The following is a 14952-nucleotide window of genomic DNA, read 5'->3' on the forward strand; positions in this document are numbered from 1 at the left end:
AGGACAAGGCTAAGCAGATACAGCGTTTTAACATAGCCGGCTGTCAGACGCCGCAGCTTGATCGCCATCAATTCGATGATTGCCTACCGCATCGGTTAGACTTGCCGACTTTCCTCGTATCAAGAAGCCCGTTCATGGCCCAGCCGTCCACTACCTACAAATTTGAACTGAACCTCACCGACCTCGACCGCAGTGTCTACGAGAGCGTCAAGCAGACCATCGCCCGTCACCCTTCGGAAACCGAAGAGCGTATGACCGTGCGACTGCTGGCCTACGCCCTCTGGTACAACGAGCAGTTGTCGTTTGGTCGCGGTCTGTCAGACGTGGATGAACCTGCACTGTGGGAAAAGAGCCTGGACGACCGTGTTCTGCACTGGATCGAAGTTGGCCAGCCTGACGCTGATCGCCTGACCTGGTGCTCGCGTCGCACCGAGCGCACCAGCCTGCTGGCCTATGGCAGCCTGCGCGTCTGGGAAACCAAGGTGATCCCGGCGATCAAGAACCTGAAAAACGTCAACATCGCGGCCGTCCCTCAGGAAGTGCTGGAGACGCTGGCCAAGGACATGCCTCGCGTCATCAAGTGGGACGTGATGATCAGCGAAGGCACGATCTTCGTCACCGACGACCGTGGTCAGCACGAAGTCCAGTTGCACTGGCTGCAAGGTGAGCGCGGCTGAGCCTGCGCCACCACCGCAATAATCCCACGTAATCAAGAGAAGTCTCTGTCACCCCATGCGTATCGAACCTCGTCAACTGCCTGCCACTCTGCCGTTTCTCGGTGATCTGCCACCCTTGCTGACCCGCTTGTACGCGGCGCGGGGCGTGCAGTCCGAGGCGGAGCTGGACAAGAGTCTGGCGCGGTTGATCCCGTTTCAGCAACTCAAGGGCATCGACGCGGCGGTGGACTTGCTGGTGGCGGCGCTGGAGCAACGCCAGCGCATCCTCATCGTCGGCGACTTCGACGCGGACGGGGCGACCGCCAGCACGGTTGGCATGCTTGGTTTGCGTCTGCTCGGTGCGGCGCACGTCGATTATCTGGTGCCGAACCGCTTCGAATATGGCTACGGCCTGACCCCGGAAATCGTCGAGGTCGCACTGACCCGCGAACCGCAATTGCTGATCACCGTCGACAACGGCATCTCCAGCGTCGAAGGCGTGGCCGCTGCCAAAAAGGCCGGCCTCAAAGTACTGATCACCGACCACCACTTGCCTGGCGATGAACTGCCGCTGGCCGATGCGCTGGTCAACCCGAACCAGCCCGGCTGCGAATTCCCGAGCAAGGCACTGGCCGGCGTCGGGGTGATTTTCTATGTGTTGATGGCGTTGCGTGCACGTTTGCGCAGTCTCGGTTGGTACGAGAATAAGCCGCAGCCGAACATCGGTGAACTGCTCGATCTGGTGGCGCTGGGCAGCGTTGCCGATGTGGTGCCGCTGGACGCCAACAACCGGATTCTGGTGCATCAAGGTCTCGAGCGGATTCGCGCCGGGCGCGCACGGCCGGGGATCAAAGCGATCCTTGAAGTGGCCAAGCGAGACGCTGCGCGCATTACCTCCACCGATCTCGGCTTTATTGTCGGCCCGCGCCTGAATGCTGCCGGACGTCTGGATGACATGAGCCTGGGCATCGAATGCCTGCTCACTGCCGACGCCAACCTGGCCCGGGAAATGGCCGCGCAACTGGACGGCATGAACCAGGATCGCAAATCTATCGAACAAGGCATGCAGCGCGAGGCGCTGGCGCAGCTCAAGGACTTGCCGGTCGAATCGATGCCGTTTGGTCTGTGCCTGTTCGACCCGGAGTGGCACCAGGGTGTAATCGGGATTCTCGCGTCGCGGATGAAAGAGCGCTATTTCCGTCCGACCATTGCCTTCGCCGATGCCGGTGATGGCTTGCTCAAGGGCTCCGGGCGTTCGGTGCAAGGCTTCCACATTCGTGACGCGTTGAGCGTGGTGGCGGCGCAGCATCCGAACCTGATCGCCAAGTATGGTGGCCACGCAATGGCCGCTGGTCTTACCTTGCCGCAGGAGAATTTTCCGCTTTTCGCCGAGGCCTTTGACGCTGAGGTGCGTAGGCAACTTCGCGAAGAAGATCTGACCGGGCGCATGCTGACCGATGGCACGCTGGCGGTTGAAGAATTCCACCTCGAACTGGCGCGCGCCTTGCGCCATGCCGGGCCTTGGGGGCAGCACTTCCCGGAGCCGCTGTTTCATGGCGTGTTTCAGTTGGTCGAACAGCGAGTGGTCGGCGAACGGCACCTGAAAGTGGTGCTGAAGAGCGAATGTGGCTCGGTGAAGCTGGATGGTATTGCCTTTGGCGTTGACCGTGATATCTGGCCGAACCCGACGATTCAGTGGGTTGAACTGGCTTATAAGCTCGACGTTAACGAGTTTCGGGGTAACGAGACTGTTCAGTTGATGATTGCCCACATCGAACCGCGCTAAGCCCTTCGCGAGCAGGCCCGCTCCCACAGGTACGGTGTTGTCCTTTGTGGGAGCGAGCCTGCTCGCGAAAGCGTCCTTTCACACACTGAATCACTCTGAACCCTCCCTCATCCCCGGTTGTCGACTAGGCTCTAAGCACTGCTTGATTGGCCTTGTGACGTCTTGTCGAATTTTTTGCCCGCGGGGGCGGGTGCTGCATCTTTTTCCTGTCACTCGTCGACTATTCAAACAGAACCCTGGAGCCTGCCCACTGATTTGAGAGGTGCCCCATGAGTCTGCTGCTTGAACCCTTCACTCTGCGCCAACTGACCCTGCCCAACCGCATCGCGGTGTCACCGATGTGCCAATACTCCAGTGTCGACGGCCTCGCTAACGACTGGCATCTGGTACACCTCGGCAGTCGCGCGGTAGGTGGCGCGGGTCTGGTATTTACCGAAGCCACGGCGGTCACGGCCGACGGGCGGATCACCGCCGAAGACCTTGGCCTGTGGAACGACGAACAGATCGAGCCGCTGCAACGCATCACCCGCTTCATCACCGCCCAAGGTGCGGTCGCCGGGATTCAACTGGCCCACGCCGGGCGCAAGGCCAGCACCCATCGGCCGTGGATCGGCAAGCATGGCAGTGTCAAACCCGATGATGGCGGCTGGACACCGGTCGGCCCGTCACCGATTGCTTTCGATCCGCAGCACACGCAACCGAAACAGCTGGATGAAGGGCAGATCGCCGACGTCATTCAGGCGTTTGTCGACGCCGCCAAACGCGCGCTGAAGGCGGGTTTCAGCGTGGTCGAGGTACACGCGGCGCATGGTTATCTGCTGCACCAGTTTCTTTCGCCGCTGAGTAATCAGCGTCGCGATCAGTACGGGGGATCGTTCGAGAACCGCATTCGTCTGGTGCTGCAAGTGACCGAAGCGGTGAGGGCGGTCTGGCCGGAGGAGTTACCGGTGTTTGTTCGCGTGTCGGCCACTGACTGGGTGGAAGACGGCTGGAACCCGGATGAAACCGTGGAACTGGCGCGACGTCTGCACACCCTCGGCGCGGATCTTATCGATGTGTCGTCGGGCGGGACGGCGGCCAACGCGGAAATTCCGGTCGGGCCGGGCTATCAGACGCGCTTCGCAGAGCGTGTGCGCAAAGAGTCAGGCATCGCCACCGGCACCGTGGGAATGATTACCGAGCCGGCGCAGGCCGAGCATATTCTGCGCACCTGTCAGGCTGACATCATTTTCCTCGCTCGGGAGCTGCTGCGTGATCCTTACTGGCCACTGCATGCCGACGATGATCTGGGGGGCGCAAAGCGGTGTGGCCGGCGCAATATCAACGGGCAACGCATCGTGATCAGCCGATTCATGAGTCTGATTTGCGCGATTGAGTGAGTTGTGAAAAAGCAAAAAGCCCCGGTCAGTGATGGCCGGGGCTTTGTTTCTGTTGGGTGTTTTTGTGCTGACTGGGCGGATGCTATCGCGAGCAGGCTCACTCCTACAGTTGATCTGCGTCGCACACACATCTTGTTAACGACACATAACCCTGTAGGAGTGAGCCTGCTCGCGATGAGGCCCAATCAGACGCCGGAGAACCCTCAAGGGTACTTACGCTTGTCCGGCGCCGGCGGGAAATACTGGTACAACCAGGTCTCGCTCAACGTGCGATCATTGGTGCGAATAAACAACCGCAGCTCCACCGGCTCCACGCTGTCACTGGTCGGGTACCAGTCAAACAGAATCCGATAGCCCTTGATGTCATCCAGCACCAGTACGCTGAAATCCTGCACCTTGCCGTTCGAGCACGTCACCACCGGTTCGATTCCGGTGCCTTGCGGCAGTCGATCCAGACCACCGCCAGTGAAGTCCACGGCAAAACGACGCGCCCACACCGGCGGGTAATGCTCGCCCGGTGCCCAGCCTTCGGTGAATCCGCCCATGCCGGAACGGGTCGCGTGCACCCTTGCCAACGGCGTGCCCACGGGCGGCAATGCGCTCCAGTAAAGCTTGTAGCCGTAGTTCAGCGAATCCCCGGCAGCCACCGGTTTTTTCGGGGTCCAGAACGCGACGATGTTATCGAGAGTCTCGCCGGTGGTAGGGATTTCCAGCAGATCGATAGAGCCTTCGCCCCACGCCGTGGTCGGTTCTACCCACAGGCTCGGGCGCTTGCTGTACCAGTCCACGGTGTCCTGATAGTTGGCGAATTCATGGTCGGTCTGCACCAGACCGAAGCCTTTCGGATCGGTGTCGGCAAACGCATTGAATTGCAGGGTCGCCGGGTTGTTCAGCGGGCGGCAGATCCACTCGCCGTTGCCGCGCCACATCGCCAGACGATCCGAGTCGTGGATCTGCGGGTGGATGGTGTCGCACATGCGGCGCTCGTGGGTGCCACAACTGAACATACTGGTCATCGGCGAGATGCCCAATTGCTCGATCGCCGTACGCGCATTGATGTGCGCATCGACTTCCATCACCACGCGCTCGGCCTGGCAGTCGATGTCGAAACGGTAAGCGCCAGTGGCACTCGGCGAGTCGAGCAGGGCATACACCACAAATCGGGTGGCGTTCTTGTCCGGTGTCTCGAACCAGAACTTGGTGAAGTCAGGGAATTCTTCGCGTTTCTTGGCGTAAGTGTCGATCGCCAGGCCGCGCGCCGAGAGGCCATATTGGCCAGTAGCGTCTACCGCACGGAAATAGCTGGCGCCGAGGAACGACAACACATCGTGACGATCCAGCTCCGGCGCTTTGAACAGCTTGAAGCCGGCAAAACCGAGGTCACCCTTGAGCTGCTGGGTGTCGACCGAAGTGTTTTCATAGTTGAACAGCGCCGGGCGGAAATGCACCTCGCGGGCAGTGCGCGTCTTGGCGTCGACGCTGTACATGCGCACCGGCTGACGGAACCCCATGCCGACATGGAAGAACTGCACGTCCAGTTGGCCCTTGTTTTCCTTCCACAGCGAATGCTCGCCGTCGTAGCGGATCGCGTTGAAGTTCTGCGGGGTCATGGTCGCCAGGGTTGGCGGCAGCACCTGTTTGGTGTCCTGATAGGCGCTGCCAGCCAGTTGCTTGGCCTGGCGCTTCAGCGCTTCGAAGTCGAAGGCCTGCGCCTCGCCATCGGCGGCGCCGCCATTGGCCGCCCACGCACGGCTGGCCAGCAGGCCAGTGGCCGAAAGACCGGTGTAAGCCGCAATGGCCATGGACGCTTTGAGCAAATTCCTGCGATGCATAAATACAACCTGTCGTGTGCAATCCCGCGCCGTTCCTGGCACGTGCTGGATCAGAAATAACGGTTCGGACAAGCCTTCGGCCAAACGCAACGGACTATTAACAGATGCCCGCTAGCTTAAACGGTTCGCTCGCAATGCAAAATTCGTTGATTCACCGCGCCAGTGTGTCAATGAAACAAGACATGTCGGTTAAAAGTCTGACAGGGCGTTCTGATTTACACGGCATATCTGCTTTTTTCGACTAATTACTCTAAAAACCGCTTTTCAGCGCCGATTTAATTTCTATTCTATGGGCATGACCGGTGCTGACCGGTAGGGCACACGGCGCTGCTGTAAGGGGCAGGGCGATGTGGTGGTTTAGCAATTCTTTGAAGTATTGAAGGACATCGTCCATGGCAAAAATACAAGGGATCACCGACATGTTGGGCATCTTTCCTTGCCTGGGCAGCGGCCGCAAAAGGCGCCGGCTCAGCTCTGACGAAGTGAAGCTGGTGGAGCGTTATCGGGAGCTTTCGGAGAATGACCGGATTGCGATGCGGTATCTGGTGGATGCGATGCGGAGTGTTTCGCGGTTTTGAGTGGAAATTAAAAGGGGCGGACTGAAATGTTCGCCCCTTTTTTATTTGGATCAGCTACACGTTCCCAGAACCGGATACGGCCGCTGGCCGTGCATCAACTCCGGCACATCCCGCCATTTGACCCACGCCTGCTGTTGCCAGTGCAGCAGCGGCACGGTGACGCCTGCCCAATGCATCGAACTCAGGCTCGGGTGGTTTTCCACAGGGCTTGATTGGGTTTCGCGCAGCATCGGGATGACTTCATGGCTCAACCACTGGCGCAGGTGACGGTTTTCCGGGACGAAGTGATGGACGAGCAGGGCGAACAGGCCGGACTCGCTGACCATCGCGCAATCGATGATTTCGCCGTCCCGACGCAGAAGGACATGGCGACGCTGATCGGGATCGAGTTTCAGGGTGAGGCGTTCGTTCAGGGGGTAACCCATCAAGCGACCGAGATCTTGCACGCAGAACCAGGATTCGTGGTCTTGCATGAAGGCGTGGAGGAAGCGGTTGTGGCGGGTGAAGGCGGTGGGGGTGAAGAAAGCGGAGCTTTCAGAAGGAATTTTTACGTGGTTAGGCATTTTTCGACTCCAATATTGAGAATAGAGCCGCCACTCAAATGAGTGCGGTTGCGCCATGTTGATTTTCTTCCGGCTTCGACACCGGGCCGCTGATGTCACAGCCGGAAAGAAGACTATCTGCCGTGTGCTCTACGCACCAAGTCTGTTCTATCGACAATAACTGTAGGAAATGGGGCTTTTTCATGAAGGCTGCATCTGTAGGAAATGCCTGTTTTTGCACTCGCTGCAGTCCGTCTGCATCTGAATCCTGTTTTTTCGTTTATTCATGAAAACCCAAGCAATGAACTGCAGGTTTTCTTCATGTTGATCGAATTCTCGGTATCCAATTACCGCTCATTTCGGGACAGGCAAACCCTGTCCATGGCGGCGAGCCCTCGTCTGAGCAAAACACGCAATACGTTCAAAGCCTCCACGAGCACGGAAAAGCTTCCGGAGCTGTTGAAGGTTGCAGCTATTTACGGTCCGAACGCCTCCGGAAAGTCTTCACTGATCCGCGCAATGGGCATCGTCGGACGCTTGCTAACGACACCACGTGGTTCAAATGACGAAGCGCTGCCTGTTTCACCCTTTCGATTTGATTGCACTCTGAGCGATGCGCCCAGTGTCTTTGAGTACGACTTTATTCAGGGCGGACTGCGCTATCGGTTTGTCCTCGGGCTGACCGCGCAGAGGATTGTTCAGGAACAACTGACTGCTTACCCGAAAGGTAAGGAAACACTGCTTTATGACCGCCGGTTTGATGCTGAAGGTGAGCATTACCTGTTTGGTAAAACCCTTGAGGGCGGCAAGGAAGTGCATTGCGCCTGGCGCCGATTGACCAGTCCGACGATGCTGTTTATTGCACAAGCCGTCACTCATAGCAGCGAAGAGTTGAGTCAACTGCGCACTCCATTCAGTTGGTTTCAAACCGGTCTGCTAGTCATTGAACAAAACAACATGCTTGGCTTATCCACAGCCTCGATTCGCTTTCTGCGAATGGTCAAAAATCATACGAGCAACCTGCGCGATTTTCTCAGTGCGCTGGATATTCCTGTGTCTGCGATACAGCTCGACCCGGATGACGCCTGTGCAGACTTGAGCAACAGAAAACTGACCTTGAAGGAGTTCTTCGCGGCGGCTCAAAGGGACAAACTGACCCTCACGCATTCCAGCATTTCAGGCGATGCGCAGTTCGACTTCTCGGAGGAGTCTTGCGGAACCAAAAACCTGATTGGCTTCTGGTTGCCCTGGTTCATGATGAATCAGGCCGGTGGCAGTGGGATCCTCTGCGTCGACGAACTGAATAGCAGTCTTCATCCCGAAATCGTCGCTGATTTGATCGCAAAGCATCTGGACAGTGGGTTGGATACCCAACTGATTTTCACGACACACGATACCCATCTGATGAATGAAAAGATTCTGCGGCGTGACCAGTTCTGGATTACAGAACGTGATGCTCATGGCGCCACGAGCTTGTTTTCCGTACACGATTTTGAAGGCCGGGAAAGCGAGGATGTCGAGAAGCGTTACTTCGAAGGGCGTTATCGCGGGCTGCCGCTGATAAGGCAGGGGTGAGGGTAGTGAGTTCGTTCAAATCGTTTGATCGCAAGGCTTCCCGCTTCAAACCGCAGCCTAAGGTGCTGGTGTTGTGTGAAGACAGTAAGTCAGGGAAACGTTATCTGGAGGAAGCCGCGTTTTATTTTCGGGCCAAGGCCCAGGTTGAGATCGTTCACTGCGGTGTTACACATCCAAGCGGCATTGTTGAGCGAGCAGTCGTAAGGCAAAAAAGCTTCGATAAGGTGTTCTGTGTTTTGGATCGAGACACCCACATGTGCTTCGAGCGAGCGTTGAATGTGGCGAAGTCTTATCCAAAAATCCAAGTCATCGCATCTTATCCGTGCTTCGAGTTTTGGCTACTACTGCACTTTGGCTACAGTCGAAAACCGTTCAGCACAGCCGGGAAGAACTCTCCGGCTGATTTGGTGACCAAGAGCCTCAGAGCAAAACCCAGCATGGCTGACTATCAGAAAGGCAAAGACGTCAGCTACTTCGCTCAGCTACTCGGAAAGCCATTTCAGCAGGCAAGAGCGCTGGCCCCCAAAGTTCTTGAGGATGTCGCCCTCAGTGGCGAACACAACCCAAGCACTGAAATTCACCTATTGATGGATGAGTTCGAAGCCCTCTCAAAGCACCAGCCGATTGACACATAAGCCCTTTCCGAGCCCCCCAGTAGCTGAGACGAGACGAGACGTTGCTGGCAGGCGCTGGCTGAACCAAGGCCATTCAGTCGCCATCCACTGTAGGAAACAAGATTTTTCCTTGAAGGTCACAAAGTTTGCCGCGATTGGAGACAGTTTCAGCGTCAATGATGAAATCACCACTGATGGGCGCTGGAATGTTTTGGTTGTAGATGATTTGTTTGATAGCGGGGCGTCCATGGACGCGGCCTGCGCTGTTTTGCGTAAATATCCGAAGGTAGGGAATATTTACGTCGCAGCGCTAACTTGGAAGTGAATTCAATGACGACTGTATTTATTGCCGGCTCTATCAACATCAAGAACCTTGATCCGAAGGTTAAAGAGCGCATCAATAATATCGTAGCGTCAGATTTTGAGGTGGTGGTGGGTGATGCTGGGGGCGCCGATACCTCCATTCAGGAGTACCTGCTGAGTCTCGAACGATCCAGAACCACGGTGTTCTGCAGCGGTTCGGCGCCGAGGAACAACCTAGGGCACTGGCCCGCCAGAACAGTCGACTCCAAGCATTCCAAAGGGTCGAGAGCTTTCTTCACCGAGAAAGACGTCGTCATGGCCGAAGCGGCTGACTACGGCTTGATGATCTGGGATGCAAAGAGCACCGGTACGCTCAGCAACGTCATTGAATTGTTGTCGAGAAAGAAGAAGTCGCTTGTTTTCGTCAACAAGGAAAAGCAATTCAAAGTAGTCGGAGACGTTAGTCAGCTCGAAGAGTTGATTGCATTCATGTCCGATCACGCCAAGCAAAAAGCCAATGAAAAAATCAAACTGTTCGACCGTATTTCCCTGTTGAAGCACGATCAGGCAGAGTTTTCTTTTTGATGATGTTTCACGGCTTGCCTGAACCCCGGCACCTTGTCGGTGCCGGGATCACAGGCTCTTAGCGACTCACCTTCCACGCATCCCCAGCCGGCGCCTTGCCATGGTCATACGGCTTGCCAATCCACATGTAAACCAAGCCCAACCCAATCACGATCGCAGTGCTCAACACCATCGCATAGTTCACATACCACGCTGCATCCGGCGTACGTGGCCAAGCCATGTTGATGATTGCGCCAACGCCATACACCAGCGCGCCGATGTTCACCGGCCAGCCCCAAGCGCCGAGGGTGAATTTTCCGCTTGGTTTCCAGCCTTTGCTGCGGGCGTACAGCGCGGCCAGCACGATCATCTGGAACGCGAGGTAGATGCCGATGGCGGCGAAGCTGACGATGGTGGCCACGGCGTCTTGCAGGAAGAAGCCGAGGGCGATGATCAGGGCCGGCAGGACGCCGGACACGAACAGCGCGGCAACTGGTACTTGGGTGGTAGGAGAAATCTTTTTCAGCAGTCGGCTGCCGATGACCATTTCGTCGCGAGCGTAGGAGTACAGCAGACGGCTCGCCGCTGCTTGCAGGCTGATGACGCAGGAGATGAAGGAAATCATCACCACGCCCATCACCACTTTCGAACCGACCGGGCCGAAGGCGTTGTTGAGGATGGTGGTGACCGGGTCTTTGTCGGTGCCGTTGATCACCGCTTGCATGTCCGGCACGGCGAGAATCAGCGCCAGGCAGGCGAACATTGCCGCGATGCCGCCGATGTAGATGGTCATGCGCATGGCCACCGGGATTTTCGCGCTCGGGTTCGGGGTTTCTTCGGCGACATCGCCGCAGGCCTCGAAGCCGTAGTAGAGGAACATCCCCGCCAGCGAGGCAGTGAGAAACGCCGGCAGGTACGAGCCGTCGACGCGGATGTCGAAGGTGTTGAACAGCACGCTCAGCGGTTGATGGCGTTCGAATACCAGCAAGTAAACACCGACGATCACTGCGCCAACCAGTTCGCAGAGGAAGCCGAACATAGCGATACGCGCCAGCACTTTGGTGCCGCTGAGGTTGACCAGTGTGGCGAACAGGGTCAGCACCAGGGCGATGACGATGTTGGTGTTGTTGCTTGGCTCAAAACCGAGCATGGCGGCCAGATACGGGCCAGCGCCGACCGCAACGGCTGCGATGGTGACGCAGAGGGCGATGGAGTAGATCCAGCCGACCATCCATGCCCATTTCTTGCCGACCAATCGGCGTGCCCAAGGGTAAACACCGCCTGAAATCGGGAACTGCGAAACCACTTCGCCGAAGATCAGGCACACCAGCAACTGGCCGCAACCGACCAGCAAGTAGGCCCAGAACATCGGAGGGCCGCCAGCGGCAAGGCACAGGCCGAAGAGGGTATAAACCCCTACGACCGGTGACAGATAAGTGAAGCCCAAGGCGAAGTTTTCCCACAGGCTCATGCTGCGGTTGAAGTTCGAGGTGTAGCCCAGTTTGCGCAGTTGTTCGGCATCGCTGTCGGCGACGGCTGCGGCGAGATCGGGTGAGGCACTCATGTGTGATTGCTCCGTGAAATCGGCAGATTTCGGATGGCCGAGGCCGTGGCGGGGCTTTGTGGGCGCCGCCCGGTTCGGTAGTTATTGTTAGGTGTGGAATCCTGGTGGTGCGTAGTGCCGGTTTCTTTCCTGATACCGGGGTGACGCCTTCGCGAGCAGGCTCGCTCCCACATTTGGAATACTTACTCCTGTGGGCGCGAGCCTGCTCGCGAAGCTTTTAAAGGCTTAGTGCTTGAACATCACATGCCGAACCGTGGTGTAGTCCTCCAGTCCATACATCGACATGTCTTTCCCGTAACCAGACAATTTCTGACCGCCATGGGGCATTTCGCTGACAAGCATGAAGTGCGTATTCACCCACGTGCAGCCGTACTGCAACCGCGCCGACATGCGATGCGCGCGTCCTACATCTGCCGTCCACACGGAGGAGGCGAGGCCGTAGTCGGAATCGTTAGCCCATTCCAACGCCTGCGCTTCATCAGTGAACTTGGTCACTGAAACCACCGGCCCAAACACTTCGCGGCGGACGATTTCGTCGTCCTGCTGCGCATCGGCCAACACCGTCGGCTCGAAGAAGAAGCCGTTACCGTCAACAGCCTTACCGCCAGTGATCAAACGAATGTGCGGCTGCGCCACAGCACGCTCGACAAACCCGGCAACGCGGTCGAGATGTTGCGCGGTGATCAACGGCCCCAGTTCAGTCGACGGATCATCCTGCAAGCCATACTTGATGCTGCTGACCGCCGCGCCGAGCTTCTCGACGAATTTGTCGTAAATGCCTTGCTGCGCGTAGATCCGACAGGCCGCCGTGCAATCCTGCCCGGCGTTGTAGAAACCGAAGGTGCGAATGCCTTCCACCGCCGCATCGATATCGGCGTCATCGAAGATGATTACCGGCGCTTTACCGCCCAGTTCCATGTGCATGCGTTTAACGCTGTCGGCGGTGCTGGAAATGATGTTGGCGCCTGTGGCGATCGAACCGGTCAGCGAAACCATGCGCACTTTCGGGTGCGTAACCAATGGGCTGCCAACGGTAGGACCGCGACCAAACACCAGATTGAGTACACCGGCCGGGAATATTTCCGACGCCAGTTCAGCCAGACGCAACGCGGTCAGAGGCGTTTGCTCTGACGGTTTGAGCACCACGGTATTACCGGCCGCCAGTGCCGGGGCGATTTTCCAGGCGACCATCATCAGCGGGTAGTTCCACGGCGCAATGGAGGCGATCACGCCCACCGGATCGCGGCGGATCATCGAGGTGTGGCCGGGCAGGTATTCGCCAGCGGCCGAGCCGCTCATGCAACGGCTGGCGCCAGCGAAAAAACGGAACACGTCGGCAATTGCCGGGATCTCGTCGTTGAGCGCGGCACTGTAGGGTTTGCCGCAGTTGTCGGATTCGAGCTTGGCCAGTTCTTCGCCGTGGGCTTCGATGGCGTCGGCGAGTTTGAGCAGAAGTAGCGAACGGTCTTTCGGCGCGGTTTGCGACCAGTCGGCGAAGGCGTTGTCGGCAGCGCGTACGGCGGCGTCGACCTGAGCTTCAGTGGCTTCGTTGATCTCTACCAGGACCTCGCCAAGCGACGGGTTGAGCACCGGTTGCGCCGGGCCTTCGCCATTGACCAGTTGGCCGTTGATCAAGAGTTTGGTTTGCATGTCTGTTGTCCTCACTAACACTTTTATTGTTCTGGCCGAATCGAGAACCCTGTGGGAGCGAGCCTGCTCGCGAAAGCGGTGTATCAGTCGACATCAATGTTGGATGTGACGGCCTCTTCGCGAGCAAGCTCGCTCCCACAGGGGAAAGTGGTGTCTTTCAGATGTTTATTTGCCGCCGCTACCGGCAACGCTTTCGCCACCCCGGGTCAGGTAATAAGCGCCCAAAATCGGCAGCATCGTCACCATCATCACCAGCATCGCGACGACATTGGTCACCGGCACATCCCGTGGGCGGCTGAGCTGGTTGAGCAGCCACAACGGCAACGTGCGTTCATGCCCGGCGGTGAACGTGGTGACGATGATTTCGTCGAACGACAGCGCAAACGCCAATATGCCGCCGGCCAGCAGCGCCGAGCCAAGGTTCGGCAGGATGATGTAGCGAAACGTCTGCCAGCCATCGGCGCCGAGGTCCATCGAGGCCTCGATCAAACTGTGCGAAGTGCGGCGCAGGCGGGCGATGACGTTGTTGTAGACGATCACCACGCAGAAGGTCGCGTGGCCGACGATGATGGTGAACATCCCCGGTTCGATCCCCAGCGTCTTGAAGGTTGCCAGCAGCGCGATCCCGGTGATGATCCCCGGCAATGCGATCGGCAGGATCAGCATCAGCGAGATGCCCTGCTTGCCGAAGAAATCCCGGCGATAAAGCGCGGCTGACGCGAGCGTACCGAGCACCATGGCAATCAACGTGGCGACGGCTGCGATCTGCAATGAAAGCTTGATCGACTCCAGAACATCCGGCCGCGAAAACGCCACGCTGAACCAGTGCAGCGTGAAGCCCTTCGGCGGAAAGCTGAACGCGGCTTCTTCAGTGTTGAAGGCGTAAAGGAAGATGATCAGGATCGGGAAGTGCAAAAACACCAACCCGCCCCAGGCTGCGATTTTTAAGCCCAGTGAGGCCTGCCCTTGTGATGAAGAGTCAGAGCGCATCGAAAGCCCCCAGTCGTTTGACAATGGACAGGTAAACCGCGATCAACACAATCGGCACCAACGTAAACGCCGCCGCCATAGGCATATTGCCAATCGCCCCCTGCTGCGCGTAGACCATGCTGCCGACAAAGTAGCCCGGTGGCCCGACCAGTTGCGGCACGATGAAGTCGCCCAAGGTCAGCGAAAACGTAAAGATCGAACCGGCCGCAATGCCCGGAATCGACAGCGGCAGAATCACCTGCATAAAGGTCTGGCGCGGCTTGGCGCCGAGGTCGGCAGAAGCCTGCAACAGCGACGGCGGCAGACGTTCCAGCGACGCCTGAATCGGCAGAATCATGAACGGCAGCCAGATATAAACGAACACCATGAACCGCCCCAGATGCGAGGTCGACAAGGTGCTACCGCCCACCCCGGGAATCCCCAGAATGAACTGCAATACCGGCTCCAATCCAAGGTGTTGCACGAACCACTGCGCCACGCCGCCCTTGGCCAGCAGCAACGTCCACGCATACGCCTTGACGATGTAACTGGCCCACATCGGCATCATCACTGCGATGTAGAAAAACGCCTTGGTTTTGCCCGTGGTGTAGCGCGCCATGTAGTAGGCAATCGGGAACGCAACGATGGCGCTGGCGATCGACACGACGATGGCCATGCTCAGCGTGCGCAGGATGATGTCGAAGTTCGACGGCTGAAACAGTGCGGCAAAATTTGCCAGGGTCAGGTCGGGAGTGACCGCCATGGTGAAGTCGTCGAAGGTGTAGAAACCTTGCCACAGCAGCACCAGCAACGAGCCGAGATAAATCGCGCCAAACCACAGCAGCGGCGGCACCAGCAGCATCGACAGATACAGGTTCGGCTTGCGATAGAGCAGGTTGGAAAACCTGCGCAACGGCGGCGATGCAGTCATCGCGAGCGT

At 57.9% G+C, this 14952-nt stretch carries 13 protein-coding genes and 1 pseudogene; 8 read left to right on the forward strand and 6 right to left on the reverse strand.

What is annotated here, in order from left to right; genetic code table 11:
* Positions 1-134: 134 nt before the first annotated feature.
* The 3 genes and pseudogenes from AB4O01_RS25780 (at position 135) to AB4O01_RS25790 (ending at position 3817) form a co-directional block, all read left to right on the forward strand.
* Entirely contained in the window at positions 135-677 is a 543-nt protein-coding gene (locus AB4O01_RS25780) for a YaeQ family protein (protein WP_186621970.1), read from the forward strand.
* A 55-nt stretch (positions 678-732) separates the two neighbouring features.
* Entirely contained in the window at positions 733-2442 is a 1710-nt protein-coding gene (gene recJ / locus AB4O01_RS25785) for a single-stranded-DNA-specific exonuclease RecJ (protein ID WP_427120497.1), read from the forward strand.
* Between the two features lie 269 nt (positions 2443-2711).
* Positions 2712-3817 (forward strand): annotated as a pseudogene (locus AB4O01_RS25790) (NADH:flavin oxidoreductase/NADH oxidase).
* A 207-nt stretch (positions 3818-4024) separates the two neighbouring features.
* On the opposite strand, the gene AB4O01_RS25795 reads toward AB4O01_RS25790, so the two are convergent.
* Positions 4025-5653 carry a glucan biosynthesis protein D gene (locus tag AB4O01_RS25795; RefSeq protein WP_099758089.1) on the reverse strand — a complete coding sequence of 543 codons (1629 nt, stop codon included), beginning with the start codon at positions 5651-5653 and terminating at the stop codon, positions 4025-4027.
* Between the two features lie 392 nt (positions 5654-6045).
* On the opposite strand from AB4O01_RS25795, the gene AB4O01_RS25800 reads away from it, so the two are divergent.
* Positions 6046-6231, forward strand: a complete 186-nt coding sequence (locus AB4O01_RS25800) for a hypothetical protein (RefSeq protein ID WP_007908956.1) — start codon at positions 6046-6048, stop codon at positions 6229-6231.
* 50 nt (positions 6232-6281) lie between these two features.
* Here the strand turns inward: AB4O01_RS25800 and AB4O01_RS25805 are convergent, their stop codons facing one another.
* Positions 6282-6794 carry a BRO-N domain-containing protein gene (locus AB4O01_RS25805; protein ID WP_460089964.1) on the reverse strand — a complete coding sequence of 171 codons (513 nt, stop codon included), beginning with the start codon at positions 6792-6794 and terminating at the stop codon, positions 6282-6284.
* Positions 6795-7094: 300 nt separating this feature from the next.
* On the opposite strand from AB4O01_RS25805, the gene AB4O01_RS25810 reads away from it, so the two are divergent.
* From AB4O01_RS25810 to AB4O01_RS25825, 4 genes are all read left to right on the forward strand, one after another.
* Positions 7095-8348 (forward strand): AAA family ATPase, encoded by a 1254-nt coding sequence (locus AB4O01_RS25810; protein WP_186622144.1) that lies wholly within the window; start codon positions 7095-7097, stop codon positions 8346-8348.
* The gene (locus tag AB4O01_RS25815) at positions 8345-8983 is read left to right on the forward strand and encodes an RloB family protein (protein ID WP_186621975.1); all 639 of its coding nucleotides are present in this window, start codon (positions 8345-8347) and stop codon (positions 8981-8983) included. The genes AB4O01_RS25810 and AB4O01_RS25815 overlap by 4 nt, the downstream gene beginning before the upstream one ends.
* A gap of 109 nt (positions 8984-9092) precedes the next feature.
* Positions 9093-9287 carry a hypothetical protein gene (locus AB4O01_RS25820; RefSeq protein ID WP_460089966.1) on the forward strand — a complete coding sequence of 65 codons (195 nt, stop codon included), beginning with the start codon at positions 9093-9095 and terminating at the stop codon, positions 9285-9287.
* A 5-nt stretch (positions 9288-9292) separates the two neighbouring features.
* A complete protein-coding gene (locus AB4O01_RS25825) occupies positions 9293-9850 on the forward strand; it encodes a hypothetical protein (protein ID WP_460089967.1) in 558 nt (185 codons plus the stop codon).
* A 58-nt stretch (positions 9851-9908) separates the two neighbouring features.
* Here AB4O01_RS25825 and AB4O01_RS25830 read toward each other — a convergent pair whose 3' ends face one another.
* The 4 genes from AB4O01_RS25830 to AB4O01_RS25845 all read right to left on the reverse strand — a co-directional run bounded on the left by AB4O01_RS25830 (position 9909) and on the right by AB4O01_RS25845 (position 14943).
* On the reverse strand, positions 9909-11393 hold the full coding sequence (locus tag AB4O01_RS25830) for an APC family permease (RefSeq protein WP_460089968.1): 1485 nt from the start codon (positions 11391-11393) through the stop codon (positions 9909-9911).
* 225 nt (positions 11394-11618) lie between these two features.
* Complete coding sequence (locus AB4O01_RS25835; protein ID WP_460089969.1) at positions 11619-13043, reverse strand: gamma-aminobutyraldehyde dehydrogenase; 1425 nt, start codon at positions 13041-13043, stop codon at positions 11619-11621.
* Between the two features lie 165 nt (positions 13044-13208).
* Positions 13209-14033: an ABC transporter permease gene (locus AB4O01_RS25840; RefSeq protein WP_460089971.1), complete on the reverse strand. Its 825-nt coding sequence runs from the start codon at positions 14031-14033 to the stop codon at positions 13209-13211.
* Positions 14023-14943: an ABC transporter permease gene (locus AB4O01_RS25845; protein ID WP_007908947.1), complete on the reverse strand. Its 921-nt coding sequence runs from the start codon at positions 14941-14943 to the stop codon at positions 14023-14025. Before AB4O01_RS25845 ends, AB4O01_RS25840 begins: the two co-directional genes overlap by 11 nt.
* Positions 14944-14952 lie beyond the last annotated feature (9 nt).

The sequence above is a fragment of the Pseudomonas sp. S2_E02 genome (genome assembly GCF_054668355.1).

Bases quoted from the DNA above. Each gene is read 5' to 3' on its own strand.
- AB4O01_RS25845 (WP_007908947.1), bottom strand. From the start codon at position 14,943: ATGACTGCATCGCCGCCGTTGCGCAGGTTTTCCAACCTGCTCTATCGC.
- AB4O01_RS25840 (WP_460089971.1), bottom strand. From the start codon at position 14,033: ATGCGCTCTGACTCTTCATCACAAGGGCAGGCCTCACTGGGCTTAAAA.
- recJ (WP_427120497.1), top strand. From the start codon at position 733: ATGCGTATCGAACCTCGTCAACTGCCTGCCACTCTGCCGTTTCTCGGT.
- AB4O01_RS25835 (WP_460089969.1), bottom strand. From the start codon at position 13,043: ATGCAAACCAAACTCTTGATCAACGGCCAACTGGTCAATGGCGAAGGC.
- AB4O01_RS25830 (WP_460089968.1), bottom strand. From the start codon at position 11,393: ATGAGTGCCTCACCCGATCTCGCCGCAGCCGTCGCCGACAGCGATGCC.
- AB4O01_RS25810 (WP_186622144.1), top strand. From the start codon at position 7,095: ATGTTGATCGAATTCTCGGTATCCAATTACCGCTCATTTCGGGACAGG.
- AB4O01_RS25805 (WP_460089964.1), bottom strand. From the start codon at position 6,794: ATGCCTAACCACGTAAAAATTCCTTCTGAAAGCTCCGCTTTCTTCACC.
- AB4O01_RS25825 (WP_460089967.1), top strand. From the start codon at position 9,293: ATGACGACTGTATTTATTGCCGGCTCTATCAACATCAAGAACCTTGAT.
- AB4O01_RS25800 (WP_007908956.1), top strand. From the start codon at position 6,046: ATGGCAAAAATACAAGGGATCACCGACATGTTGGGCATCTTTCCTTGC.
- AB4O01_RS25780 (WP_186621970.1), top strand. From the start codon at position 135: ATGGCCCAGCCGTCCACTACCTACAAATTTGAACTGAACCTCACCGAC.
- AB4O01_RS25795 (WP_099758089.1), bottom strand. From the start codon at position 5,653: ATGCATCGCAGGAATTTGCTCAAAGCGTCCATGGCCATTGCGGCTTAC.